Origin of the sequence: Streptomyces sp. NPDC047117 (assembly GCF_040643545.1) — a bacterium.
Classification (GTDB): Bacteria; Actinomycetota; Actinomycetes; order Streptomycetales; family Streptomycetaceae; genus Streptomyces.
This window is the reverse complement of the sequence record NZ_JBEYUN010000031.1, coordinates 15979-42266: the sequence shown is the minus strand read 5'-3', so window position 1 is coordinate 42266 and position 26288 is coordinate 15979. Positions and strand designations below refer to the sequence as shown.

Below are 26288 nucleotides of genomic sequence, written 5' to 3'. Positions count from 1 at the left end.
CCCGGTGATCGTTCTTCTGGGCGTTCTCGTGGTGATCATCGGCTTCGCCACGCGGCGCAATCCTCTGCTGGTGGTGGGGGTGGCGGGCATCGCCACCGGCTTCCTCGGCGGGCTGTCCCCGCAGAAGGTGCTCGCGGCCTTCGGGGACGGCTTCGCCTCCAGCCGGGCCGTGACGATCTTCGTCATCACGCTGCCGGTCATCGGCCTCCTGGAGCGCCACGGCCTCCAGGAGCAGGCGCGCAACCTCATCTCGCGCTTCTCGAAGCTGACCACCGGACGCTTCCTGACGCTGTACCTCGTGCTCCGTCAGGGCTTCGCCGCGCTCGGCCTGCGGGACCTCTTCGGGCCCGCGCAGACCGTGCGCCCGCTCGCCGCCCCGATGGCCGAGGGCGCCGCCGAGCGCCGCTACGGGGCGCTGCCGGACAAGACGCGGGAGAAGATTCGTTCCTTCACCGCCAGCGCCGACAATGTCGGGCTGTTCTTCGGCGAGGACGTCTTCCTCGCCGTCGGCTCGATCCTGCTGATCACCGGCTTCGCCAACTCCACGTACAACACCCACCTCGAACCCCTGCAGCTCGCCCTCTGGGCCATCCCGACCGGGCTGTGCGCCCTTGCCGTGCACGGCGGCCGGCTGCTCCGCATGGACCGCACGCTGGAACGCGAACTGCTCGGCGCCCGCGTGGAACTCGCCACCCAGGAGGCCGCGAAGTGATCAAGGCAGAGTGGTTCTACTGGCTCGTCGGCGCGCTCTTCATGGTGCTCGCCCTGCAGATGGCCGCCGACCGTACCAACCCGAAGCGCTTCGGCACCGCGGCCTTCTGGGGCCTGCTCGGCGCGGGCTTCGTGTACAGCTCCTGGGTCGTCGACAAGTCGGCACCCGCCGAGCCGCTCGGTGTCGCCGTACTCGTGATGATCTGCCTCGCCGCCTTCGGGTTCACCGGGCGCGGCAAGGCCCGTACGACCACTACGGAAGAGCGGCGGGCGAGCGCCGGTAAGCACGGCAGCAAGCTGTTCCTCCCCGCCCTCACCATCCCGGCCGTCGCCCTGGTGTGCGCCGTCCTCGTCCCGAAGCTCTCCTTCGGGGGCGGGCCGCTCCTCCAGGAGGGCAGCGAGACCATCCTGGGCCTCGGGATCGGCGCCATCGTGGCGCTCGTCCTGGCGATGGTCATGCTCCGCGAGAAGAGCGTCGCCGCGCCGCTGCACGCCGGCCGTTCCATGCTGGAGTCCATGGGCTGGGCGATGCTCCTGCCGCAGCTGCTGGCCACCCTGGGCACGATCTTCGCGGTCTCCGGCGTCGGCAAGCAGGTCGGCATCATCACCGAGGCGGTGCTGCCGCACGGTTCGGTGATCACCGCGGTCGTCGTCTACTGCGTCGGGATGTTCCTGTTCACGGTCATCATGGGCAACGGCTTCGCGGCCTTCCCGGTCATGACCGCCGCCGTCGGCTGGCCCGTCCTCATCGAGCAGGCGCACGGCAACGCGCCGGCGATCCTCGCGATCGGCATGCTGTGCGGCTTCTGCGGCACCCTCGTGACGCCGATGGCCGCCAACTTCAACGTCGTGCCGGCGGCGCTGCTGGAACTGAAGGACCAGTACGGTCCGATCAAGGCGCAGCTGCCCACCGCGGTCGTGCTGCTCGGCTGCAACATCGTCATCATGGCCGCCTTCGCCTTCTGACCCCACCGCACACCCACACGCTCCGCACGACGCCGAGGAACAGCGCATGACACGGGTACTTTTGACGGGTTTCGCCCCTTTCGAAGGGAGTGACGTCAACACCTCCCAGCAGGCCGTGGAGGCCGTCGCCACCGATCCGCCTCCCGGCGTCGAGGTCGTGACCGCCGAGCTGCCCTGCGTCTTCGGGGAAGCGCTCGACGCGCTCCGCGAGGCCGTCGCGGCGGCGGACCCGGGCGTCGTGCTCTGCGTCGGTCAGGCCGGCGGGCGCCCGGACGTCACCGTCGAGCGGGTGGCCATCAACATCGACGATGCCCGCATTCCCGACAATTCGGGTGAGCAGCCCATCGATGCACCGATCGTCGAGGACGGTCCCGCGGCGTACTTCACCACGCTGCCCCTCAAGGCCTGCGTCGCCGCCGTACGCGAGGCCGGCCTGCCCGCCTCCGTCTCGCAGACCGCCGGCACCTTCGTGTGCAACCACGTCTTCTACGGACTGATGCACCTCCTGGCCACCGAACGGCCCGACACGCGCGGCGGCTTCGTGCACGTCCCGTACGCCCCCGAGCAGGTCACCGACAAGGGCGAGCCCTCGCTCCCCGTCGGCGCCACCGCCGACGCGCTGCGCGTGATCATGGTCACGGCGGCGGGCCGCACCGACGACATCAAGGCTGTGGGAGGCGCCACACACTGACCTGCGAGGCCGTGCCGTTTCGTCCGTTGTCAGTGCGACGGCCTAATCTGTTCACCGTGACTTCTCCATCCCCCCAGAGCGCTGCGCCCCAGTTCAGCGGGGTGACGCGACCCGCGCCGGGCCCGGCCGCCGACGAGGGCCTGGCCCGGCGGCTGCGCGCGCTCGCGTGCACGGCGCCGCTGCACGACCTCGACGCGCGCAAGGCCAACCTCGCGGGGGAGTACGGCGTCTACGCCATGGCCGAGGTCGCGCTGTCCGCGATCGACCTCGTCACGCTCCACATGGACTTCGACACCGGGGCCGACCACGAGCAGATAGTGGCCAGGCTGCAGCCCCGCATCGCGGCGCAGGCACCGCGCCGCCCGGCGGCCGAGCACGAGCGCGTCGCCCGCTGGGTCCTGGAGAACCTGATCAACGTCGGCAGCGTGGACCGCGGCTTCCGCGCGGTCTACGGCACGTTCACCGCCGACGGCGACTACGTCCGCCGGGACTACGACTTCAAGCTCATCGAAGAAGTCCCCGGCCCCGGTGGCACGGTCTACCTCCGCACCACAGACGAGGCGGTCAACGTCCTGGTCGGCGCGCTGGACACGGACGTCACCAGCGCCCAGATCGCCGCCGAGGTCAAGCTGGAGGTGCTGATCAGCCGCGGTCGCCTCGCCGACGCCCAGCTCGCCGCCGAGCAGGCGCGGTACCGCACTGTGCAGTACGCCGAGACGCTCCGCAAGACCCTCGACGCGACCCGGCGCAACGTCCGCGCCGTGGACTGGCTGCGCACCGTCCCCGACATGATCACCGAGGCGCTCGACCACGTCGCCGACCGGTACCGCCACGAGAACGCGATCCTCACCAACATCCGCCGCGCCCGGGACGAGGCCGAGACGGGGAACGGCCCGAAGACGGCGGAGCACAAGCGGCGCGCCGCCGAGCTCGTCGACATCGTCAAGGACTGCATCCGCCGCCACACCCAGCTCCAGTCCCGCCTCCTGGAGGCCGGCCCGCTCTTCCGCGCCGAGCAGGACCGGCAGGCGTTCGCGCCGCCCACGGCGCACGCCGGGCTGGACCTGTACGGCCAGCTGGTCGCCCCCGTACTGCCGCTGCCCGTGGAGCAGTCCACCCGGGTCACCGACGCCTTCTTCGCCAAGGGCACCGGCCTGCGCACCCCCACCGCCGTACGGGTCGGCGACCTGGTCGAGATGCTGCTCACCCCGCCCCAGGAGCGCGAGCACCTCGGCGCCGAGATGCCCGAGCCCGACCTCATCGCCACGCCCGACGACAGCCGGTTCAGCGAGGAGCAGCTCGACGCCGCGACCGCGCTGCTCACGCTGCCCCCGGACGCGCCGCGCCGGCTCTCCGGACTGCTCGCCGAGGCGCGCCGCCAGGACCCCGAACTGCCCTACCTCGTCGCGCTGCTGGCGGTGCACGCCGCGAGCCCGCCGGTCGGCACGGCGTACCGCCAGGGCGAGGGACAGCTGCTCTTCGCGGTCGACGACGGCACGGAGCTGGTGGACCACGAGTTCGGCGGCGCCGACCTCATCGTGGGCACAGCCCTGCTGGACGCGGCGGGCATGGCGGCCGAGCGGTCGGAGGTGGCGTGATGCCGGGAGCCGGGACGCCTGCGATCCCCGCCGGAGCGGGCACCGCCAAGGGGCGCACAAGAGTTGAGACCGTGATCCGCAAGGAGCCAGATTCGTGACCGAGTACGACGCCGACGACACCGCGCGGCCGGATCCGACGGCCGGCGCGGGCGACGGCTGGGGCCTGCCCGCACCGGAGGCGGAGCAGCCCGCCAAGGGCCCCGCGCCGGTCACCCCCGCCGACGCCGCGGACGCCGCCCGCCTGGTGTCCTTCGGCCTCCAGCCCAAGCTGCTGCCCGCCCGCGACGCCGAGTACGGCGAGCTGCTGCGGCGTTACCGGGACGATCCCGCGTTCGCGCGCCTCGCCGACGCCGTCGCCTCCGGGCTCGGCCTGGTCGTCCTGGAGGTCTCCACCCGCGCCGGCATGGCCGTCACCGCCGCCGAGGACTCCGTCTTCGCGGTCCGTATGGGCGACTACGCCCGCCGCGCCTCCACGGACGCGGGCGACCGCTTCCTGCACGGCCTCGCGCACCTGGCCGTCGCCGCGATGGCCTTCCCGCGCCCCGAGGACCTCGCCGACGACGGCTACATCGGCCGCATCACCATCAACGGCGTGGACGGCTTCGTGCGGCAGGCCTGCCGGCGCCTGGAGGAGCGCGCCGCCGAGGCCGGCGAGAACACCGACCCCACCAGCGGCGCGCCCGGCCTGGAGGCGTCCTGGCGGGTGTACGCCCGGCGCAGTTCGACGGGCGCCACCAAGGACGCCCGGCGGCTGGCCGGTTCGACCACCGGCATCATCGCCAAGGCCGTCTCCTTCCTCGTCGACTCCGGGTTCCTGCAGCGCACCGGGGACGACGCGGGCGGTACGTACCGCACCACGGCCCGCTACCAGCTCCAGGTGCGCGACATGGCGGGCACGGCCGCCATGGCCGAGCTGCTGGAGCTGGGCGTGGTCCCCATAGCGGACGGCAGTGCCTCGCTGCTGCCCGCCGAGGACACCGACGACCTGGACCTGGTCGCCGACGCGGGGCTGCCCTTCCACTCGGGCTGACCCCGCCCCCGTGGGCCGCGGCCCACGACCGACGGCCGGCCGGACCGGCCGGCCACCGACCGACCACCGTCACGACAACGAGAGTCCGCCTCTATGTACGAGCTGTCCCGGGTTCGCCTCTACTCCATCGGGCCCGCCGGTGCGCGCTACGCCGACACCGTCCTGGACCTGCGCGGAGTCGGTGAGCCCGTGCCCCGACCGGCCCCGGCCCAGGCGGACTTCTTCGAGGAGGAGCCGGTCGGCCCGCCGCGCCGGCCGGCCCCCGCCGGCGTGCTCTTCCTGGAGAACGGCGGCGGCAAGTCCGTACTGCTCAAGCTGATCTTCTCGGTCATGCTGCCCGGCCACCGCAACACCCTCGGCGGGGCGAGCTCCGGCGTGCTGCGCAAGTTCCTGCTCGCCGACGACTGCGGCCACGTGGCGCTGGAGTGGCAGCACACGGTGACCGGCGAGACCGTGGTGGTCGGCAAGGTCAGCGAGTGGCGCGGCCGCCAGGTCTCCAACGACCCGCGGAAGTTCGCCGAGGCCTGGTACAGCTTCCGCCCGGGGCCCGGGATGAGCCTGGACTCCCTCCCCGTGGCCGAGTCCACCGCCGTACGCCCGATCGTCGAGGGCGCCTCGGGGGCGCAGGGCCGCCGCCGCACGATGAAGGGCTTCCGCGACGCCCTCACCGAGGCCGGCAAGAACTATCCCAACCTCGACGTCGTCTGGGTCGAGATCCACGAGCGCTGGAACGAACACCTCGGCGAGCTGGGCCTGGACCCCGAACTCTTCCGCTACCAGCGGGAGATGAACGCCGACGAGGGCGAGGCCGCCGGCCTCTTCGCGGTCAAGAACGACTCCGACTTCACCGACCTGCTGCTGCGCGCCGTCACGGACACCCGGGACACCGACGGCCTCGCCGACCTCGTGCACGGCTTCGCGCACAAGCTCGGCCGCCGCGCCGAACTGACCGCCGAACGCGACTTCACGGCCGGCTCCCTCGACCTCCTCTCGAAGATCGCGGAGAACGCCGAACACCGCGAGCGCGCCCGGGACGTGCACGCCGGTGCCGAGCGGCGTACGCGCCACCTCTCGCAGCGGCTGCACGCCCGCGCCACCGAGGAGCGGGGCCGCGCCGCCGAGCTGGCCGAGCAGGTCGCCGGTGCCGCCCACGCCGTCACCGAGGCCGAGGCCACCCGCGAGCGGCGCTCCCTGATCTCCGCCGAGATCGCCTACCGGCACGCCTCGCTGGCGCTGGCCGCCGCCGAGAAGGGCGCCGCCGCGCAGCGCCGCGAGCTGAACGACGCCCGTACGCTGCACTCCGCCTGGCAGGCCGCCGAGACCGTGCTGCGGCACCGCGCGGCGGCCGACCGCTCGGCGCGCGTCGCCGCGGCCATCCAGGAGGCCGAGCGGGACGCCGCACCGGCGCTCGCCGCCCGCAGCAAGGCGGCGGCCGACCTCGTACGGGCGCTGCACGGCGCCGCTACCGAAGCGGAGACCTGGGCCAACCAGGAGGAGGAGCGGTCCGCGGCGCTTCAGGAGACGGGAGAGGCGGCGCATCGTGACGCCACTGCCGCCGCCACTGCGGCGCAGCGCGCCCGCAGCGAGACCGAGCACCTCCGGCAGCGGCTGACCGAGGTCGAGCAGGAGACCGCCGAGGCGGTACGGGCCGGCTGGCTGGACGACACCGCGCCGGACGCCGACCCGGCCCGCGCCGCGCTCGCCGCGACGGACGCGGAGAAGGCCGCGGTCGAGTCCTGGGACACCGCCCGCGAGGCAGCCAGGGTGACCGGTGACCGCGCCAAGGAGGCCGCGGCCCGCCAGTCCCGCGCCGAACTGGCCGCGGCCCGCGCGGAGGACGCCGCACAGGCCGCCGAGCGCGCGTACGACGCCGAGCGCCGCGCCGCCGAGTCCATCGGCGCCGAGCCCCGCCTCGCGGAGCTGCTGGGCCTCCCGACGGCCCCGGCCGCACCCGCGCCGGGCCTCCCGGGCCAGCGCGGCGCCGGACGCCCGTACGCCGCGGACGCCCACCCGCCGCTCCGCGTGACGGTCCGCCTGGACGACGAGGCGCTCGCGGCGGCTCCCGAGGACGACGGTGCCGGTGCGCACACTACGGACGCGGACGACGCCGAGCCGGACGACGGGTACTTCGCCGGGCCCGTGATGGGCAGCGCCCCGGACCGGACGCTGCCCGCCACGCCCGCGCACACGGACGAGGCCGGTACGTCCGGCACCGCCGACGCGATGGCCGTGGGCGGCGGCTCCTGGGCGTCCGGCGTGGTGGGCCTCGGCGCCTCCGCCGAGGACGAGGCACCCGCCTCCGACGAGCGGCCCGCCGGCGGACGCGGCACGTACGCCGCCGATTCGGACTCCCGTGACGAGGTCTCGGCGCGGATCGACTCCGAGGGACCGGAAGAGGGGCCGGAAGAGGGGCCGGAAGGCGCCCCGTACGACGGGCACGGTGCCGCGGAGGGCGCGCCGGCCGGGGACACCGGACCGGCGGACGGTACCGAAGAGGCCGACGCGCCCGTCGTCCCCGAAGCCCCCGCCGACGCCGCCCCCGTTGAGGACGCGTCCGCGGACGACGAAGCCTGTCCGGACGACGAGGGCGACGGCGACGGCCCGCACGAAGCGGCTGCCGCCCGCCCCCGGCGCACCGGTGCCGACGGCCCCCTCTCCGCCGAAGAGGTCGACCGGAACGCCGACGCGCTTAAGGAACTGCTCGACGAGAGCGTCGGCTCCGCCGAGCGGCAGCTCTTCGAGATGCGGACCGCCGCCGCCGACGACGCGCGCATCCTCGGCGCGCTCGGTGACGGCGGCCTCCTGCCGCCCGGCCCCGACGTGCTGGCCGCCGTCGAGTACCTGGGCGAGCACGGCGTCCCGGCCCTGCCCGGCTGGCGCTACCTCGCCCAGTCCGTCGACCCCGTGGACCACGCCCGGGTCCTCGCCGCCCGCCCCGAGCTGGTGGACGGCGTCATCATCACCGACCCCGACACCCACGCCCGCGCCCGCGACGTGCTGGCCCAGGCCGCGCTGCTGCCGCGGTCCGCCGTCGCCGTCGGCACCGCCGCCGCCCTGCTCGCGCCGACCCCGCCCCCGGAGGCCGAGGACAGCGGCGTCTTCCTCGTGCCGCCGAACCCGGCCATGCACGACGAGTCGGCCGCCGACGAGGAGCGGCAGGCGCTGCGCGCCCGGGCCACGGCGCGCGACGAGGAGATCCGGCAGCTCGCCGCCCGGCTCTCCGCCGACCGCGCGCTCGCCGCCCGGCTCGCCTCCTGGCGCACGGGCTGCCCCGCCGGCCGGCTCGCCGAACTGGAGGCCGCCGCCGAGGAGACCCGTACGGCCGCCGACGCCGCCACGGCCGAGCTGACCGAGTCCCGTACGGCACGTGCCGAGGCGGACGAGGCGGCCGGCGAGGCGGCCCGCGTCCGGGAGGAGCGCGGCGAGGCCGCACAGCGCGCCCGCCGGGTCGCCGACGCGCTGGCCGGGCTCGCGTACCGGCTCCGCGAGCGTGCCGCCTGGCAGACCAAGCTGCGCGAACTGGCCGACGAGGGCGCGGAGTACGAGTCCCGGGCGGAGGAGTGCGTCGACCGGGCGCGCGCCGCCGACGAGGACCGCCGCGCCGCCCAGCGCGCCGCCGACGACGCCCGCCGCACCGCCCGTGCGCTCCGCGCCGAGCGGGCCGAGATCGCGGGCGTGCCGGACGACCTCGGCGAGGAGGAGGCCCCGCCGGAGTCCTCGCTGCCGACGCTCCGTGAGGCCTACCGTGCCGCGTCCCAGCTGTACGAGAAGGTCGGCGTCGGCGCCGACCTGCGGGCCGAGCAGGCGCGTGCCGAGGGCGACGAGAGCAACGCGCGCAACGAACTGGACCGGCTCACCAACAAGGTCCGTACGCGCGCCGAGACCCTGCTGCAGAGCCCGGACGCGGCCGACGGCCCGTCCCGGCAGGCGGCGGCCGCCCGTGCCGAGGAACTGGTCGCGATGCTGGAGTCGCGCGCCTCCGCGGCCAGCGAGCAGCTGGGCCGGCTGCGCGGTGAGACGGAGCGGCTGGCGCCCCCCGAGGGCGTCGAGGCGCACACCGAGCTGCCCGAGGAGCTGGTACCGGCCGACGCCGACCGCGCCAAGGAGCTGCTGCGCACCGCCCACGCCGAACTGGCCACCGCCACCGACGCGCTGGACACCGCCCGCGCCACCCACGCCGAGCTGCTGCGCGGCCACCGCACCGCCGAGGACGCGGCGGGCGGCTTCGACGAGACCGCCGCGATGCTGCGGGACATCCTCCGCGACAACACCCCCGACGAGGATCAGGAGGCGCCCGAGCCGTACCGGGGGCGGCTGGAGGAGGCCCGGCAGGCGGCCGCCGAGGCCCGCCGCTCGCTGCGCGGCTGCGCGAGCGACCTGTCGGCGGCGGACTCCGCGGTCCGCGAGGCGAGCGACGTGCTCGTACGGCACGCCAACTCCACCCGGTACGAGATGGTCAAGACCCCGGCCCGGCAGCAGATCCGCGAGCTGCCCGCCGCCGCGCTTCCGGACCACGCGGCCAAGTGGGCCGAGGCGTTCGCGCCCCGGCTGCGGGTGCTCACCGACGAGCTGGAGCAGCTGGAGCGCAACCGCGACAGCATCGTCGACCGGCTGCGCGGGCTCGTGGAGTCCTCGCTGGCCACGCTGCGGTCGGCGCAGCGGCTGTCGCGGCTGCCGGAGGGCCTGGGGGAGTGGTCGGGCCAGGAGTTCCTGCGTATCCGCTTCGACGACCCGGACCAGGCCACGCTCACCGAGCGGCTCGGCGAGGTCATCGACGAGGCGACCCGGGCGGCCGTCAAGCGCAACAGCGACCTGCGCCGGGACGGCATGTCCCTGCTCCTGCGGGGCGTCGGCGCGGCCCTCCAGCCGCGCGGCGTCGCCGTGGAGATCCTCAAGCCGGACGCGGTGCTCCGTGCCGAGCGGGTGCCGGTCGGGCAGATGGGCGACGTCTTCTCCGGCGGCCAGCTGCTCACCGCGGCCATCGCGCTGTACTGCACGATGGCGGCGCTGCGCAGCAACGACCGGGGCCGCGACAAGGAGCGGCACGCGGGCACGCTGTTCCTGGACAACCCCATCGGCCGCGCCAACGCCACGTACCTCCTGGAGCTCCAGCGGGCCGTCGCCGACGCGCTGGGCGTCCAGCTGCTGTACACCACCGGCCTGTTCGACACCACGGCGCTCGCGGAGTTCCCGCTGGTCATCCGGTTGCGGAACGACGCGGACCTGCGTGCGGGCCTGAAGTACATCAGCGTCGAGGAGCACCTGCGGCCCGGACTGCCGCAGCAGCGCGAGGCGGAGACGATCCACGGCGAGATCACCGCGACCCGGATGTTCAAGCGCCCGGAGGAGCAGGAAGCGCCGCGCATCCCGCAGGGCGACCGCAAGGCGTCCCCGAAGGAGGAGCCGGCGACGACCCCGGACGAGGCGCCGGCGTCCGAAGAATCAAAGGTCTCGGACGAGGCGGCGGCTTCCGACGAACCGGCGTCCGAAGAGCCGGCTTCGGACGGCCCGGTGGCGGAGGGGTAAGCCGGTAGCCCGCACACGGCGCCGTCACCGGCCGGCCCGGACTAGGTCTTTCGGCAGTGTCCGGCGCCCGAACGCCCTTCGTATGGTGGCGCGGTGAAGCGACCGAAGACCGGGGCGGGGGCCGCGCCGCCCGAAGAGGCTGATAAGGGCGGTGCCCGGTGGTTCCCCGGGGCGGCGGGCCTGCCCCTGGCGGGCGCCGCCGTGCTGGGCGCCCTGAGCCCGGCGTTCCCGTGGTGCGCACTGCCGACCGCCGCCTGCGCGTTCCTGGCGGGGCGGCGGCCCGGGCGGACCCGCGCCGTGGCGATGGTCCTGATCGCCGTGCTCGCCGCCGGCGTGCTCGCCGTCTCGGTGATGCCCGAGTGGATCACCTGGGGGAGCCGCTACGTGGCGGTGCTGGCCGGGGCCGTCATGCTGCCCTGGTTCGCCGGCCGGTTCCGCCGCCAGTACCGGGACCTGATCCGGGCCGGGTGGGAACGCGCCGAGCGCCTGGAGCGCGAGCAGCGGCTGATCGCGGAACAGGCCCGGCTGCGCGAACGGGCCCGTATCGCCCAGGACATGCACGACGTCCTGGGCCACGACCTCAGCCTGATCGCCCTGTCGGCCGGTGCGCTGAAGCTCGCGCCCGGCCTGTCCGATGCCCACCGGGCGACCGCCCAGGACATCAGGGCCCGCGCGGCGGCCGCGGTGGAGCGGCTCGGCGAGACGATCGGGGTACTCCGCCAGGACATGGCGGAGGCGCCCGCGCGGCCGGCCGAAGCGGGCCTCGCCGACCTGGTCGACGAGGCGTCCGCCGCGGGGCTCGCGGTCGCGCTGCACATCGAAGGCGCGGCGGACGGCCTGCCCTCGATGGCCGAGCGCGCCGTCCACCGGGTCGTACAGGAAGCACTGACCAACGTCGCCAAGCACGCGCCGGATTCGACGGCCGCCGTCCGCCTCCGGCACACCGCCGGGGAGACCGAGGTACGGGTGACGAACGGCCCGCTGCCCGCCGCGGCGCCGGACCGGAGCGGCGAGGGCTACGGCCTCACGGGGCTGGACGAGCGCGTGACGCTGGCGGGCGGCACGTTCACCCACGGGCCCACGGAGGAGGGCTTCGCCGTCGTCGCCACGTTCCCGCACAGCGCTCCCGTGTACGGGGTCGGGACGGCCGAGTCCGCCGGGCGAGAGCGCCGCCACGGCCGCGTTACCGGCGACGACCGCTGCCGCGGCGACGAGCAGACGCCGCGGCAGAGAGAAGTGAAGAATGGTTTCCATGGCCGCCGACCGTAGGAAGGTCGGCGGCCTGGCGCCCGGGCCGAACGGCCGGGGCCACCCACGACCTTCGTCAGGGTTGACGGCGGGCGCGCTGCCCCTGAGTGCCGCTCACAGCACCGCCACCGACCGCAGGACGTCCCCCCGTTGCAGCCGGCCGAAGGCGCTCTCCAGGTCGTCCAGCGCGACCGTCTCCGAGACGAACGCCTCCAGGTCGAGCTTGCCGCGCAGATGGAGGTCGATCAGCACGGGGAAGTCGCGGCTGGGCAGGCAGTCGCCGTACCAGGAGGTCTTCAGGGCGCCGCCGCGCGAGAAGAGGTCGTGCAGCGGGATTTCGACGTGCAGGTCCTCCTCGGGGGCGCCGACCTGGACGAGGACCCCGGCCAGGTCGCGCATCGCGAGCGCCTGCCGGAAGGTGTCCGGGCTGCCGACCGCGTCGATGGTGACGTCCGTGCCGTGCCCGCCGGTGAGCGTGCGGACCGCCTCGACCGGGTCGGTCCAGCGGGAGTTGACGGTGTCGGTGGCCCCGAAGCGCTCGGCGGCGTCCAGCTTGCGGGCGTCCACGTCCACCGCGATCACCCGGCGGGCACCGGCCAGCGAGGCCCCGGCGATGGCGGCGTTGCCGACCCCGCCGCAGCCGATCACGGCCACGGTGTCGCCGTTGCCGACCCGCCCCGTGTAGACCGCGGCGCCGTACCCGGCCATCACCGCGCAGCCGACCAGCCCGGCGGCCTCGGGCCGGGCCGACGGGTCGACCTTGACCGCCTGGCCGGCGGCGACCAGTACCTTCTCGGCGAAGGCGCCGATGCCGAGCGCGGGCGTCAGCGGCGTACCGTCCAGCAGGGTCGTCCTGCCGCGCGCCGTACGGGAGTCGAAGCAGTACCAGGGGCGGCCGCGGCGGCAGGAACGGCAGGAGCCGCAGGGGGCGCGCCAGGCGAGGACGACGTAGTCGCCGGGGGAGAGATCACCGCAGCCGGGCCCGGTGGCCTCGACGATGCCGGCCGCCTCGTGGCCGAGCAGGTACGGAAACGCGTCCCCGGCCGCGCCGTCCCGGTGGTGCACATCGGTGGGGCAGACGCCGCACGCCTGCACCTGTACGAGGACTTCTCCGGGCCCCGGATCGGGCACCAGGACCGGCAGGACCTCGACCGGCGCCCCCTTTTTCACGGCGATGACGGCGCGGGCTTCGTGCGGCATGTCTTCACTCCTCGACAGCGCCTGCGGCGGCGGAGGTCGGTGCCCGGTTTATGTTGCCTATGATGCGGTCTGTTGCATCATATGAGACATGCTGGGATTCAGGGGCGGATCCGTCAAGAGGTTTTCGCCCCTGCGGGGCAAGGGAGTTCAGATCGCGAAGCCCATGGCGCGCGACAGCTCGGCGGCCGCCTTCACGGCCCGTTCGGCGAGCTCCGGCAGCAGCTCCTCCTCCATGCGGTACGCCGGTCCGGACACGCCGATCGCGCCGATCACCGCGCCGTCGTGCGCCCGTACCGGCGCCGCGACCGCGTTCAGGCCGATCTCCAGCTCCTCGGCGGTGCAGGCGAAGCCCTGCTCCAGCGCTTCGGTCAGCTGCGCGCGCAGCGGCGCGGTCGTGAGGGTGCGTTCGGTGAAGCGGGGCAGCGAGCGGGTCAGCAGGTTGTCGCGGCGCTCCCGCGGCAGGTGGGCCAGCAGGACCTTGCCGCTCGCGGTGGCGTGCAGCGGCGTGCGCCGGCCCAGCCAGTTGTACGCCGTGACCGCGGCCGAGCCGCGCGCCTGCATGATGTTGACCGCCGCGTCGCCGTCCAGCACCGCGATGTTGGCGGTCTCGCCGGTGTCCTCGGCCAGCGCCCGGCACACCGGCGCGCCCTCCTGGGAGATGTCCAGCCGGATCGCGGCGGCGCCCGCCAGGCGCAGCACGCCGGCGCCCAGGTAGTACTTGCCGCGCTCGCCCTCCTGCTCGACGAGTCCGCGGTTCTCCAGGACGCCGAGGATCCGGAAGGCGGTCGACTTGTGGACGCCCAGCTCCTCGGCCAGCTCGGTCACCTTGGCCTCGCCCAGCCGGGCCAGGATCTCCAGCACGCTCACCGCCCGGTCGACGGACTGGACGGAGCCGCCTCCGCCGCGTGTGCTGTCGCCGGTTTCCTCGACGGTCTCGTTGGTGCTGCTGTCGGTCGTCTTCGGCATCGGTCTGTGCGTCACCGCCCGTTGGCCCTGTGCGGCCAGTTGTCGGGAGCCCGTCGTGACCCGCTCCCGGAGCTCGGTCTGTTGCGCGTCACCCAGTTGCGCATCACGCCGAGCGATGCGCAATGGGAAACGTCATCATACCGATCGACGCCAAAGAGGCCAGATGGCGGCCCAAACCGCGGGAAGTCTTTCCGCTCCGTACGGTGTGGCGAAGGAAGACGGCCGGTACGGGTGCGGTCTCAGGCGGCGGCCGAGCGGCGCTCCTGTCGACGCGCGCGCCGCCGCTCACGGCGCAGCGCCCTGGCCGTGCTGCTCGGGCGCGACTCCACGCCGTTGCGCTGGAGCCACACCTGCCGGGTCACCCAGACGTCCAGCACGCCCCAGGTGGCGACGATCGTCGAGGCGACCGTGCTGAGCACCGCGGGAAAGGCGAGCCAGGAACCGGCGAGCGTGCTGAGGAAGGCGACCATCGCCTGGACGAGCGTCACCGCCACGATGATCACGGCACGTACGGCGGCGGCGCGGACCGGATCGGGCATCCGGGGGCGGGCGGTCGGCTCCTCCTGCCACAGTGTGCCGCTTCTGCCGATGTCCATGAAGGCGTCACTCTCCCCGTGCTTCCCCGCCTGCCCGCCGGCCCGGCTCTTCGGTGACTGCCCGGATTTCTCCGGTACATGCCGCCGCGTACCGGCGTTCCCGATCTTATGGTGACCCGCCCCGCGCTCCGTGGCGGAGGCCACATGGGCGGGCGGGTTGTCCCGGAATCACCGGACAAGGGCGGCTATCCGGGCCTGACCTGCGGCCCGCTCCGCCGGACAGCTCTTCGAGTTGATCCCCCGACAGTAGTAGGCTCGCGCCGTTTGTTGACGGAACACCATTCCCGCGCGCCGGGGTTGACGTAGGGGAGGCCATGCGCTTTCGCGGGAAGTCCATCCGCCGGAAGATCGTGGCGTTGTTGCTCGTACCACTGGTGTCCCTGACCGCCATGTGGGCGTTCGCCACCTACGTCACCGGAAGCGAAGCCCGCCAGCTGCTGCAGGTCGCGGTCATCGTCGACAAGGTCGGATATCCGACGGAGGACGCGGTACAGGCCCTGCAGAAGGAGCGCCGCGCCACGCTGGTCTACCTCGCGGACCCGCGCATCGCGGGCTCCCTGACCGACCTGCGCCGCCGAACCCGCGCCACGGACGAGGCCGTTGAGCGGCTGCGCAGCAACGCCGACTCCTCCGACATCCGCGGGGACCTGGCCGGCGGCGCGGGCCCGCGGCTGCGGACCGCGCTCGACGCGTTCACGGGCCTGGACGAGCTGCGCGCGCAGGTGGAGAACAACACCCTCACCCGCCGCGAGGCGTTCCAGCAGTACAACGCCCTGGTCGACCCCTGCTACGACTTCATGGGCAGCCTGCACTTCCTGCCCGACGCGGACATCTCCAAGGAGGGCGGCGCGCTGGTGAGCATCACCCGCGGGCGCGAAGCCATCTCCCGCGAGGACGCGGTGCTCAGCGCCGCGCTGGTGTCCCGCTCGATGACCCCGCGCGAACTGCGGGACTTCGCCGACCGGGTGGCCGAGCGCAAGCTGCTGTACGACACCAGCCTGACCTCCCTGCCCGCGAGCGAGCGGGCCGTCTACGAGGATTACTGGAACGGCGACAAGCCGCGCGAACTGCAGGCCTTCGAGGACCGGGTGATCGCCGCCGGGCCCTCGGCAGCCCCCACCGCGGTCAACGCCGAGCGCTGGCACAGCGTCGCGGGCCGGGTCCTCGGCGACCTGGACCGGATGGACAAGGAGGCGGGCGACCGCTTCGCCGACCGCGTCCAGCCCGCCGCGATGACCGTGCTCGTCAAGGCCGCCTTCGCCGGCGTCCTCGGCTTCGTCGCCCTGCTCGTCTCGATCATCGTCTCCTTCCGGCTGGGCCGCCGGCACGTGAAGGACCTCAGCCGGCTCCGCAAGGACGCGCACGAGGTCTCCGGCGTACGGCTGCCCAGCGTCATGCGCCGGCTCGCCGCGGGCGAGCACGTCGACGTGGAGACCGAGGCGCCGCGGCTGGAGTTCACCCAGGACGAGATGGGCCAGGTCGCCCAGGCGCTCAACACCCTGCAGCGGGCCGCGATCGAGGCCGCCGTCAAGCAGGCCGACATGCGCCGCGGCGTCTCCGAGGTCTTCGTCAACCTCGCCCGCCGCAGCCAGGTCCTGCTGCACCGTCAGCTCACCCTGCTGGATGCCATGGAGCGGCGTACGGAGGACACCGACGAGCTGGCCGACCTCTTCCGCCTGGACCACCTCACCACCCGTATGCGGCGGCACGCCGAGGGCCTGGTCATCCTCTCGGGCGCCGCGCCGTCCCGGCAGTGGCGCAAGCCCATCCAGCTCATGGATGTCGTGCGCGCCGCGGTCTCCGAGGTCGAGGACTACGAGCGCATCGAGGTGCGGCGGCTGCCGCGCCTCGCGGTGGAGGGCCCGGCCGTCTCCGACCTCACCCACCTCACCGCCGAACTGCTGGAGAACGCCACCGTCTTCTCGCCGCCGCACACCGCCGTGCAGGTGGTCGGCGAGCGGGTCGCCAACGGCTTCACCCTGGAGATCCACGATCGCGGCCTGGGCATGGCGGCCGACGCGCTCCTGGACGCCAACCTCCGGCTCGCCGAGACCCCCGAGTTCGAACTCTCCGACACCGACCGGCTCGGCCTCTTCGTGGTCAGCCGGCTCGCCCAGCGGCAGGGCGTACGCGTCTCGCTGCAGGCCTCCCCGTACGGCGGGACCACCGCTGTGGTGTTCATCCCGGGCACGCTGCTGACCGAGACGTCCGACGGCCGCGGCGAGGACACCGGCTCGGTCCCGGTGAAGCGGCCCGCGCCGGCCGCGCGCGGCGGCGACCTGTCGGCGCTCGCCCAGGTCCCGGTGCCGCTCCCGGAGCGCACCTCGGACCTGCCGGCGCAGCGGCCGGCCGCGGACGAGGACGCGAACGCCCTCCGCGGCCCCCGGAGGCAGCGCCGCACCGAGGAGAGCCGCCCCGCGCAGCCCACGGGCCCGGTGCCCGCGGCGCGCGAGCAGCAACCCCCGGCCCGCGACCGGGCCCCGGGCGACGGCCCCGCGCCCCTGCCGCGCCGCCGCCGCTCCCCGGCACTGGTCAGCGACCACGGCCGCCCGGTGGCGGACGCGGACCGGCCGGCCGAGGAGGTCCGCGGCGAACGGCGGCCCACCGAGGCCGGCTCCACCGAGACTGCCCCCACAGAGACCGCGCGCCCCGAGGCTGCGCGCCCCGAGGCCGTGCGCTCCGAGACCGCGCGCCCCGAGGCCGCGCCCGCGCCGTCCGAAGAGGCGCAGCCCGCGCGGACGGTACGCGGCCTGCCCCGGCGCGTACGGCAGGCCAGCCTCGCCCCCCAGCTCAAGGCGTCGCCCGACCAGCAGGCCGGCGCGGCACCCGAGGCCGCGGACCCCGCGGCCGACCGTGACGCCGAGGCCGTGCGGGCCCGTATGGCATCGCTCCAGCGCGGCTGGCAGCGAGGCCGGCGCGAATCCGGCGACGACGGCAGCGGCACAGCACCGAGAAAGAACATGGGAGGGGACGGTCGATGACCGCACCGAAGGCAACAGCAGCCGGGACCGCAGCGAAGGGCTCGGGCGAACTGGGCTGGCTGCTCGACGAGTTGGTCGGCCGGGTCGGCTTCATCCGCAAGGCACTCATCCTCTCCAGCGACGGCCTGGCCACCGGCGCCTCGGCCGACCTGTCCCGGGAGGACGCGGAGCACCTGGCGGCCGTCGCCTCCGGCTTCCACAGCCTGGCCAAGGGCGTCGGCCGGCACTTCGAGGCGGGGCAGGTGCGCCAGACGATGGTGGAGCTGGACGAGGCGTTCCTGTTCGTGAGCGCCGCGGGCGACGGCAGCTGCCTCGCCGTGCTCGCCGACGCCGACTCCGACGTGGGCCTGATCGCGTACGAGATGACGCTGCTGGTCAAGCGGGTGGGTACGCACCTGGGCACGGCGCCCAGGGGCGACCGGCCCAGTTGAGGATGACGACGGTGACCGCATGAACCGAGTGACCGCATGAACCGAGGAGAACAGGCCGGGCCCGGGGCGGGCCCGGCCCGGTGGTTCGACGACGAGGCGGGCCCGGTCGTCCGCCCGTACGCCATGACCCGCGGCCGTACCGCCAGCGGGGCCGTCGCCGGGCTCGACCTGATCGCGCAGGTGATCGCGGAGAGCCGCGCCGACGAGCCGGTCACCGACCAGTCCCTCTCGCCCGAGCACCTCGACATCGTCGACCTCACCAGGGAAGCCCCGCTCTCGGTGGCCGAACTGGCCGCCGAACTGGACCTGCCCGTCGGCGTGGTCCGGGTCCTGATCGGCGACCTGATGGAGGCCGACCTGGTACGGGTCACCCGGCCCGTGCCGCCCGCCGAACTCCCCGACGAGGGCATCCTGCGCGAAGTCATCAACGGCCTGCGCGCCCTCTGAGCGGCCCGGCCGGGCCCGGACGCCCCGGGCCCCGGCCCGTCCGCGTACGCCCCCTCAGCCGCCGTACAGGGCCAGATACGGCGCCAGCGCGAACAGGGCCACCACCAGGCCGGCCTTGAGCGTGCGCGCGGGCACCGCGCGGGCGATCCGCCAGCCGATCAGCACGCCCGCCAGCTCCGGTAGGCCGACGAGCGCGGCCAGCGGCCAGTCGACCGCGCCGTGCGCGACGTAGCCGAGCGTGCCCGCGGTGGCGATGACCACCGACTGGGCCTGCGCGACGGCCAGCGCGGCCAGTACCGGCATCCGGAGCGCGACCAGCAGCGGCACGGTGAGCATCGGCCCGCCGACGCCGAACACGCCGCTCGCCACCGCCACCCCGAAGCCCAGCGCCGCCGTCACCCAGGGCGAGGGGTACGCCGCCTCCGTAGGCGCGGCGCGCCGCTCCCGGTACCAGACCAGTCCGCCGACGAGCGCCACGAAGGCGCCCAGCAGCAGCCCGAAGGCCCGCCCGGAGACGAGGGTGTTGGCCAGCACGCCGAGCGGCGTCCCGAGCACCGCCGCACCCGCCAGGACCCATGCCGTACGCCGGGTACGGGGCTCCCGCAGCTCGCCGGAGCGCACGTACGCGGCGGTGCCCAGCAGGCCCGTCGCCACGTGCGTGACGATGGCGGTGCCGGCGACCTGAGCGGGGGAGAGGTCCGTGAGGACGAACAGCCCGACGGTCGCGAGGACGCCGCCGGGCCCCACGGCCGTGATGCCCACCCCGGCGACCAGCCCGAAGAGGGCCAGCAGCACCGGCGTGGCGGTGTCGAGACCGGCCGCCGTCATCGCTGCTCCTCCTGGGCCGGGCCGCGGTGCAACGTGGCGTGCAGGGCCAGCCGGTCCGCCCTGATGTGCAGCGACTCGGCGTCCACGGGGCGGCCGTCCGCGAGATGGGTGAGCCGCTCGATGGCGAAGACCGCGGCGCCCGCCTCCACGCCCAGCAGCGCGGCGGTGTCCGGGTCCGCGTTGACGGCGTGCACCGAGACCTCCGCCCGGCCCAGCCGCTGCCCTGAGGTCTCCTCGATGAGCGCGAACAGGTCGCGGTGCGCCAGGTCGCAGCCGAGCAGCGGCGTCCCGATGTCGTCCGTCAGGTACGTGGTGTCCAGGGAGAGCGGCAGGCCGCCCAGCCTGCGCAGCCGTTCGATGTGCACCGCCCCTTCGCCCGGGGCGAGCCGCAGCCGCTCCGCGATGGCCGCCGGGGGAGCGGGCACCGGGCGCGCCGCCCGTACCTCGTTGGTGACCGTCCCGTGCCCGGTCAGCGTCTCCGCGAGGCCCGCCAGCCGGTCCAGTCCGTGGCCGTACTTGGGCATCACGACCGTGGTGCCCACGCCCTGCTTGCGGGTGATCAGTCCTTCGTTGCGCAGCAGTCCGAGCGCTTCACGTACGGCGTTGCGCGACGCTCCGAGGTGCGCGCCCAGCTCGCTCTCCCCGGGCAGCACCCCGCCGTCGTACGCGCCACTGGTGATCCGGTGGCGGAGCACGTCGGCCAGCTGCCGAGCCCGCTCGGCGCGGGGCCGCGAGGACACCCATGGCCCGTCGTCCCCGTCCTGCGCACCCGGTGGTGCCGTGTCCCGCATGCCGACTCCCTTCCGTGGCGGCGCGTGGCGGCACTGTGCCGCCGCCGCGTCCTCCGGAGCCGTCGACGGTACCGCCGTGGCATTACGCCAGAGTTACGCCACCCGTATTGACCTGCGCAAATGCCTGACCAGCGGGTTTGTCGCATGCTGGGTGGCGGTCCGCCGGGCAGGCGTTGCGGAGTGTCGTGCTCCGCACGCTCAGTGATCATGAGCACATCACGCAGGGGCGGTGCCGGGCCGCAGGCTTGTCGTCGGTACAGTCGGTGCGGAACGATCCACTCCCACGCAGGAGTTGTCGTACTCCACGAGTTGTCGTCAGCCCGGTGCGCCGGCCCGTCGCTGACACGACACCACCTGAATCGGAGGAAGCGGTCAATGGTCTTCGGGCGCGCTGAGCGACGCCGCAAGCAAGCCGTCGAGCCGGTCACGCTCAAGATCCTGGTCGCGGGCGGTTTCGGCGTCGGCAAGACGACCCTGGTCGGCGCGGTGAGCGAGATCAAGCCGCTCCGCACGGAGGAGCAGCTGACCGAGGCGGGGCGGCCCGTCGACGACACCTCGGGTGTCGAGGGCAAGCACACCACCACCGTCGCCATGGACTTCGGCCGGATCACCCTCCGCGAGGACCTGGTCCTCTACCTCTTCGGCACCCCGGGCCAGGACCGCTTCTGGTTCCTGTGGGACGAGCTGGCCACCGGCGCGCTGGGCGCCGTCGTGCTCGCCGACACCCGCCGACTGGAGGACTCCTTCGCCGCGATCGACTACTTCGAGCGCCGCGGCATCCCCTTCACCGTCGCCGTCAACTGCTTCGAGGGCGCCGACCGCTACCCCGCCGAGACCGTCCGCGAAGCGCTGGACCTGGACCCCGACGTCAGCATCGTGGACTGCGACGCCCGCGAGAAGGACTCGGCGCGCGACGTCCTCATCGATGTCGTCCAGCACGCCCTGCGCATGAGCGAGGAGCAGCACGCACCGGCGCTGTCCTGACCGCGGGGCCGCGTGACGGTCCTTCGCCGCCCGCGGCGCCGCGCTGCCTGAGGTGAGGGCCCGGGAGCCTGCGACGGCGCCGCGCGGCCCGTACCCCGCCGTCCGGGATACGGGCCGCGACGTTCCCGCGGACGCCGTGCGGCAGCCCGTGGGACGCTCCGCTCGTCCTGCCTGCCCTACTCGCCGTTCTCGTCCAGCCAGCCGAAGCTGCGCTCCACCGCCTTCCGCCACTGCGCGTACTCCCGCTCGCGGACCTCGCCCGGCATCCGCGGCGACCACTCCGCGTCCCGCTTCCAGTGCGCCCGCAGCTCGTCCAGGTCCTGCCAGACACCGGTGGCCAGGCCCGCCGCGTACGCCGCGCCCAGACAGGTGGTCTCGGCGACCACCGGCCGGATCACCGGCACGCCCAGCACGTCCGCCTGATGCTGCATCAGCAGGTTGTTGGCGGTCATCCCGCCGTCCACCTTCAGCGTCGTGATCTGCACGCCGGAGTCCTGGTACATCGCGTCCACGACCTCGCGCGTCTGCCAGCTGGTCGCCTCCAGCACGGCACGCGCCAGATGCGCCTTGGTGACGTACCGGGTCAGCCCGGTGATCACCCCGCGCGCGTCGGAGCGCCAGTACGGCGCGTACAGCCCGGAGAACGCCGGCACGATGTACGCGCCGCCGTTGTCGTCCACGCTCGCCGCGAGCGTCTCGATCTCCTCGGCGGAGCTGATGATGCCCAGCTGGTCGCGGAACCACTGCACCAGCGCGCCGGTGATCGCGATCGAGCCCTCCAGGCAGTACACCGGGGCCTCACCGCCGAGCTGATACCCCATCGTGGTGAGCAGTCCGCTCTTCGACGGCACGGGCCGGTTACCGGTGTTGAGCAGCAGGAACGATCCGGTGCCGTAGGTGTTCTTGGCCTCGCCGACGCCGTAGCAGGTCTGCCCGAACACCGCCGCCTGCTGATCGCCCAGCGCCGACGCCACGGGCACGCCCGCCAGCTGCCCCACGGCCGTCCCGTACACCTCCGCCGAGGACTTGATCTCCGGCAGCACCGCCTCGGGCACCCGCATCGCCGAGAGGATCGCCGGGTCCCACTGGAGCGTCGAGAGGTTCATCAGCATCGTCCGGCCGGCGTTGGTCACGTCCGTGACGTGCGCCCCGCCGTCCGTACCGCCGGTGAGGTTCCAGATCAGCCAGGAGTCGATGGTGCCGAACGCGATCTCCCCGGCCTCCGCGCGCGCCCGCAGCCCGGGAACGTTGTCCAGCAGCCAGGCCGCCTTCGGCCCGGAGAAATAGCTCGCCAGCGGCAGTCCCGTGGCGTCCCGGAACCGGTCCTGACCGTCGGCTCCGCCCAGCTCGTTGCAGAGCGCCGCGGTACGGGTGTCCTGCCAGACGATCGCGTTGTGCACCGGCTTGCCGGTCCGCCGGTCCCACAGGACCGTCGTCTCCCGCTGGTTGGTGATGCCCAGCGCGCTGAGCTGGTCCGCGCGCAGCCCCGCGTCGGCGAGCGCGCCCGCCACCACGGCCTGCACCTTCGACCAGATCTCGGTCGCGTCGTGCTCCACCCAGCCCGGCTTCGGGAAGATCTGCCGGTGCTCGCGCTGGTCGACGGCGACGATCGCGCCGTCCTGGTCGAAGATGATGCAACGGCTGGAGGTGGTGCCCTGGTCGATCGCGGCGACGTACTTCTGCGTGCTGTCCGTCATGGCGTCTCCTCAGTCGGATGACCGCAGTCGGCGAGCGGTACTGCCCGCAGCGCCAGGCTGCGGGCGGAACGAGGCGGTCGGTAGGGCGTACGCGGATGCGGTCGGCTTCTGTGCGCGGGGTGCCCGGCGGGGCGGCGTGCTGACGGGGGTCGATCGGGGGCGATCAGGGGTGATCGGGGGCCGGCCCCGGGCCTCGGGGCCGCCGGGTCGGAGGGCGGCGTCCTGGGGGAGGGTGGAGTTCCGGGTCAGAAAGCCGCGTTGTAGATCAGCGCGGAGAGCACCGCTCCGATCAGCGGGCCCGCTACCGGCACCCAGGCGTAACCCCAGTCGGACGTCCCCTTGTTCGGGATGGGCAGCAGCGCGTGCGCGATACGCGGGCCGAGGTCGCGGGCCGGGTTGATGGCGTACCCCGTCGGGCCACCGAGGGACAGACCGATGCCGACCACCAGCAGGGCGACGAGCAGTACGTTGATGCCCGAGCCGTACACCCCGCCGTCCGTGCCCGGGATCGGGCCGATGCCGATGCCCTTGTTCTCGCCGAAGAACAGGATCGGCAGCACCAGGCCGACGGTCGCGATGATCTCGGTGACCAGGTTCGCCACGGGCTTGCGGACCTCCGGGCCGGTGGAGAAGATCCCCAGCGTCGGCTGGGCCTTGTCCGCCTGCGAGTTGGCCGCGAACTGCGCGTAGTACACGCCCCACGTGAGCGCCGCGCCGATGAGCGCCCCGATGAGCTGCGCCGCCATGTAGAGCGGCACCTTGGACCACGGGGTGCCGCCCGCGACGGCCGAACCGAGGGTGACGGCGGGGTTGAGGTGGCCGCCGGACAGCGGCGCCGAGGTGTAGGCACCGGCGAGCACGCCGAGGCCCCAGCCGAACGCGATGGCCACCCAGCCGGCCGACTTCGCCTTCGAGTAGTTCAGGGTGACGGCGGCGCAGACGCCCGCGCCGAAGAGAATCAGGATCGCCGTGCCGATGACTTCACCGACGAATATGTCCCCATTGGAATACATCTGCGGCTCCTAGGGCCCTTGCCCGGGGACGGACCCCGGTCCTCCGTGCAGGGTGCGTACCTCTCCCATGGCCCGGCCACATGAATTCCGGACGCGCCACGGTGTCCGTACGGGGCGGAGCCGACGGCCGTGATTCCCGCATGTTCCGCGCGGCCTCCGCGATGAGCGTGCCAGTGCGGCTGGACACCGGTGGGGCGCAGGACAGCGCGTGGCGACGCCACGCGGTCGGGGAGCCTGCGTACGGCACGCCGACTGACACCGGAAGTGTTCACCGGCCGTCATGGAGCGTCAAGGACATGGACAGCAACGACCGGCGACACTCAAGGCGCGCCCCGCCCCACACGCCTCCCCACCCCCGAAAATTGCAGGCCACGGGCCCGAACACCGCCCGACCGCCCGCCGACAGGGCCCCCTCCCTGCCCGAACCGGTACCGGACCGCATCCGAACCGCGACCGTGGGGTGGGGGTACGCGGGGTGGGGGTGGGCAGCGGCTGGGGCGTACGGCGCGGCGAGCGGGGAGCGGCGCTCAGTGCGGCGCGGGCAGCTCCTCGCGTCCGTGTTCCTCGCGTCCGTGCTCCCCGTGTCCGTGCTCCTTGCGGCCTTGTTCCTCGCGGCGGTGCGGCTCTTTGGTGTATGCCATGGGTGCCCGGCCGCCCGGGTATCCGGACGCGGGCTGGTACGTCGAACCGGCCGATGCCGGACCGGTCGTCGAGGTGGTCGTCCCGGTCGGCCGTCCCCGGCGGACCTCCTGGTGGGCCGAACCGTGCCGGCTGAGCACCCAGCTCGCCCCCGAGAGCCCCTTGGCCGCCTTCTTCAGCGGGGCCAGCGCGGCCGCGGCCTCCGCGTGCCCCGTGACCGTACCGGCCGGGCACACCACCGTGGCCAGCGACAGCGTCACCGGCCGCCCGCCCGCCGACCACGGCACGTCCAGTACCGCCGCGGCCACCGCGTCCAACCCGTCGGGATCGGTCAGCACCAGGAAGTCGTCGCCCCCGATGTGCCCCACTCGGCAGGCCGCGTCCCCGCTCGCCGCCCGGGCCAGTGCCGCGCCCACCGACCGGATCAGTTCGTCCCCCGCCGCGAACCCGGCCCCGTCGTTGACCTGCTTGAACCCGTCCACGTCCAGCCAGCTCACGGCGACGGCCCGGCCCTGCGCGAGCCGCCGGTCCACCTCCGCATTGACCGCGTCGGAACCCGGCAGCCGTGTCAGCGGATTGAGCCGCGCCGCCTCCTCCACCCGGCTCTCCGCCAGCGCCCGCAGGATGTCCGCCAGGTGCACCACCCCGATGCACCGGCCCCGCCCGTCCACCACCGCGACGTCGTCGCCCGTACGGTCCCGGTCGCCGTCCGCGATGACGTCGAGCACCTCCCACGCCGTCGCGTCGGCGCCGACCGTGCGCGGCCGGTCGCCCAGCCGCAGGGCCGGCCGGTCCGCGTACAGCGCGTGCCCGTACCGCCCGGACAGCGACAACAGGAACCGGTTCCGGTCCACCGCCCGTACGGGAACGCCGTCCGCGTCCACCAGCAGCACCCCGGACACGTCCGGCAGCCCCGTGAGTCGGCTGCGCACCTCCTCCGCAGAGGCCGTCACCGGAAGCAGCGCGGCCGGCTGCACGAACTGCGCCACCGGCGGCCCGGCCGCCACCCCGCCGGCCGCCACTCCGCCGGCCTCCAACCCTCCGCCGGCTTCCGATGTTCCTCCGCCTGCGGGTTCCCTGCCCGCCACGGGCCCGGCCGACTTGGATGGCGCGGGTGACACGAAGGGCGCGGCCGATACGGATGACGCGGTCGACGCGGCCGACGCGGAGGGTGCGGGCGGTACGGGCGCTGCGGGCGGTATCTGCGCGGGCACGAAGACCTCGGCCGCGGGCCGGCGCGCGGGTGGTGCGAACAGATGCCCCTGCCCGAGCTGCGCGCCGGCCCGCCGCACCGCCGCGTAGCTCCGCTCGGTCTCCACGCCCTCTACCGCCAGCAACCCGCCCAGCTCGTCGCAGAGCTGCCGCACCATCCGTACCACCGCCGCTCGCCCCGGCCGGACGTCCAGGTCCGTGCAGAGCGAGGCGTCCAGCTTGATGATGTCCGGCGCGAGATCCCCCAGCAGGCGCAGCGGTATGTCCCCGTCGCCCACCCCGTCCGCGCAGATCCGGAAGCCGTCGGCGCGCAGCCCCGCGACCGCCTCCAGCAACGCGCCGGCCGGTACGTGGGTGTACGGCCCGGTCAGGTCGACGGTGACCTCGCACGGCCGCCGCCCGGCCGCACTCACCGCCGCGCGGAGCGCCGACAGTTCGGGGAACTCGGCGGCGGTGGCCGCGAAGAGGTTCACCTGGAGCGGCAGCAGCGTCTCGCGATGCGCGGCGTGCCGGATGCCCAGCGCGGCCAGCTCGACGTCGAGGGCGGGGGAGCGGTGCGCCTGGGCGAGCACGTCCCCGCGCTCGGGACGGGCGAGTATCTCCAGCGCGGCGACGGAACCGGTCGTGAGATTGACGACGGGCTGGTAGGCGAATCGGAGCTGGTCCGTCCAGGCAGGCACGCGGACAGCATGCCTCCCACCCGCCCCATGCGCAGCAGGGTTCACGAGCTGTT

Annotated in this window: 18 protein-coding genes and 1 pseudogene; 11 read left to right on the top strand and 8 right to left on the bottom strand. The window is 74.1% G+C overall.

The window, feature by feature from the left end; all coding sequences use genetic code 11:
* Positions 1-4: 4 nt before the first annotated feature.
* The 7 genes from ABZ840_RS35860 (at position 5) to ABZ840_RS35830 (ending at position 11791) form a co-directional block, all read left to right on the top strand.
* Positions 5-712 (top strand): DUF969 domain-containing protein, encoded by a 708-nt coding sequence (locus ABZ840_RS35860; protein ID WP_361567667.1) that lies wholly within the window; start codon positions 5-7, stop codon positions 710-712.
* On the top strand, positions 709-1677 hold the full coding sequence (locus ABZ840_RS35855; protein ID WP_361567664.1) for a DUF979 domain-containing protein: 969 nt from the start codon (positions 709-711) through the stop codon (positions 1675-1677). Before ABZ840_RS35860 ends, ABZ840_RS35855 begins: the two co-directional genes overlap by 4 nt.
* A gap of 46 nt (positions 1678-1723) precedes the next feature.
* Positions 1724-2368, top strand: coding sequence for a pyroglutamyl-peptidase I (pcp, locus tag ABZ840_RS35850; protein WP_361567662.1), 645 nt, complete (start codon positions 1724-1726; stop codon positions 2366-2368).
* 56 nt (positions 2369-2424) lie between these two features.
* Positions 2425-3966 carry a hypothetical protein gene (locus ABZ840_RS35845; protein ID WP_361567660.1) on the top strand — a complete coding sequence of 514 codons (1542 nt, stop codon included), beginning with the start codon at positions 2425-2427 and terminating at the stop codon, positions 3964-3966.
* 94 nt (positions 3967-4060) lie between these two features.
* Complete coding sequence (locus tag ABZ840_RS35840) at positions 4061-4996, top strand: hypothetical protein (RefSeq protein WP_361567657.1); 936 nt, start codon at positions 4061-4063, stop codon at positions 4994-4996.
* 93 nt (positions 4997-5089) lie between these two features.
* The gene (locus tag ABZ840_RS35835) at positions 5090-10522 is read left to right on the top strand and encodes a hypothetical protein (RefSeq protein ID WP_361567654.1); all 5433 of its coding nucleotides are present in this window, start codon (positions 5090-5092) and stop codon (positions 10520-10522) included.
* Between the two features lie 93 nt (positions 10523-10615).
* Positions 10616-11791 (top strand): histidine kinase, encoded by a 1176-nt coding sequence (locus ABZ840_RS35830; protein ID WP_361567652.1) that lies wholly within the window; start codon positions 10616-10618, stop codon positions 11789-11791.
* A gap of 93 nt (positions 11792-11884) precedes the next feature.
* Here the strand turns inward: ABZ840_RS35830 and ABZ840_RS35825 are convergent, their stop codons facing one another.
* The 3 genes and pseudogenes from ABZ840_RS35825 to ABZ840_RS35815 all read right to left on the bottom strand — a co-directional run.
* Positions 11885-12970 carry an S-(hydroxymethyl)mycothiol dehydrogenase gene (locus ABZ840_RS35825; protein WP_361567650.1) on the bottom strand — a complete coding sequence of 362 codons (1086 nt, stop codon included), beginning with the start codon at positions 12968-12970 and terminating at the stop codon, positions 11885-11887.
* A 147-nt stretch (positions 12971-13117) separates the two neighbouring features.
* Complete coding sequence (locus ABZ840_RS35820) at positions 13118-13936, bottom strand: IclR family transcriptional regulator (protein ID WP_361567647.1); 819 nt, start codon at positions 13934-13936, stop codon at positions 13118-13120.
* A gap of 239 nt (positions 13937-14175) precedes the next feature.
* Positions 14176-14508 (bottom strand): annotated as a pseudogene (locus tag ABZ840_RS35815) (hypothetical protein); the annotation flags it as partial.
* 338 nt (positions 14509-14846) lie between these two features.
* On the opposite strand from ABZ840_RS35815, the gene ABZ840_RS35810 reads away from it, so the two are divergent.
* From ABZ840_RS35810 to ABZ840_RS35800, 3 genes are read left to right on the top strand one after another with little or no spacing between them, the layout of a single operon-like run.
* Entirely contained in the window at positions 14847-17513 is a 2667-nt protein-coding gene (locus tag ABZ840_RS35810; protein ID WP_361567644.1) for a nitrate- and nitrite sensing domain-containing protein, read from the top strand.
* Complete coding sequence (locus ABZ840_RS35805) at positions 17510-17944, top strand: roadblock/LC7 domain-containing protein (protein ID WP_361567642.1); 435 nt, start codon at positions 17510-17512, stop codon at positions 17942-17944. Before ABZ840_RS35810 ends, ABZ840_RS35805 begins: the two co-directional genes overlap by 4 nt.
* A gap of 36 nt (positions 17945-17980) precedes the next feature.
* A complete protein-coding gene (locus ABZ840_RS35800) occupies positions 17981-18391 on the top strand; it encodes a DUF742 domain-containing protein (RefSeq protein WP_361567639.1) in 411 nt (136 codons plus the stop codon).
* 54 nt (positions 18392-18445) lie between these two features.
* On the opposite strand, the gene ABZ840_RS35795 is transcribed toward ABZ840_RS35800, so the two are convergent.
* Both ABZ840_RS35795 and ABZ840_RS35790 read right to left on the bottom strand, forming a co-directional pair.
* The gene (locus tag ABZ840_RS35795) at positions 18446-19219 is read right to left on the bottom strand and encodes a sulfite exporter TauE/SafE family protein (RefSeq protein ID WP_361567637.1); all 774 of its coding nucleotides are present in this window, start codon (positions 19217-19219) and stop codon (positions 18446-18448) included.
* Positions 19216-20010 carry a GntR family transcriptional regulator gene (locus ABZ840_RS35790; protein ID WP_361567634.1) on the bottom strand — a complete coding sequence of 265 codons (795 nt, stop codon included), beginning with the start codon at positions 20008-20010 and terminating at the stop codon, positions 19216-19218. The genes ABZ840_RS35795 and ABZ840_RS35790 overlap by 4 nt, the downstream gene beginning before the upstream one ends.
* Before the next feature lie 375 nt (positions 20011-20385).
* Here ABZ840_RS35790 and ABZ840_RS35785 point away from each other — a divergent pair, with 375 nt between their 5' ends.
* Positions 20386-20994, top strand: coding sequence for an ATP/GTP-binding protein (locus ABZ840_RS35785; protein WP_361567631.1), 609 nt, complete (start codon positions 20386-20388; stop codon positions 20992-20994).
* A gap of 176 nt (positions 20995-21170) precedes the next feature.
* On the opposite strand, the gene glpK is transcribed toward ABZ840_RS35785, so the two are convergent.
* From glpK to ABZ840_RS35770, 3 genes are all read right to left on the bottom strand, one after another.
* Positions 21171-22691: a glycerol kinase GlpK gene (glpK, locus tag ABZ840_RS35780; protein WP_361567629.1), complete on the bottom strand. Its 1521-nt coding sequence runs from the start codon at positions 22689-22691 to the stop codon at positions 21171-21173.
* Between the two features lie 245 nt (positions 22692-22936).
* Positions 22937-23704: an MIP/aquaporin family protein gene (locus ABZ840_RS35775; protein WP_361567626.1), complete on the bottom strand. Its 768-nt coding sequence runs from the start codon at positions 23702-23704 to the stop codon at positions 22937-22939.
* 527 nt (positions 23705-24231) lie between these two features.
* Positions 24232-26235, bottom strand: a complete 2004-nt coding sequence (locus ABZ840_RS35770; RefSeq protein WP_361567624.1) for a GGDEF domain-containing protein — start codon at positions 26233-26235, stop codon at positions 24232-24234.
* Between the last annotated feature and the right edge of the window lie 53 nt (positions 26236-26288).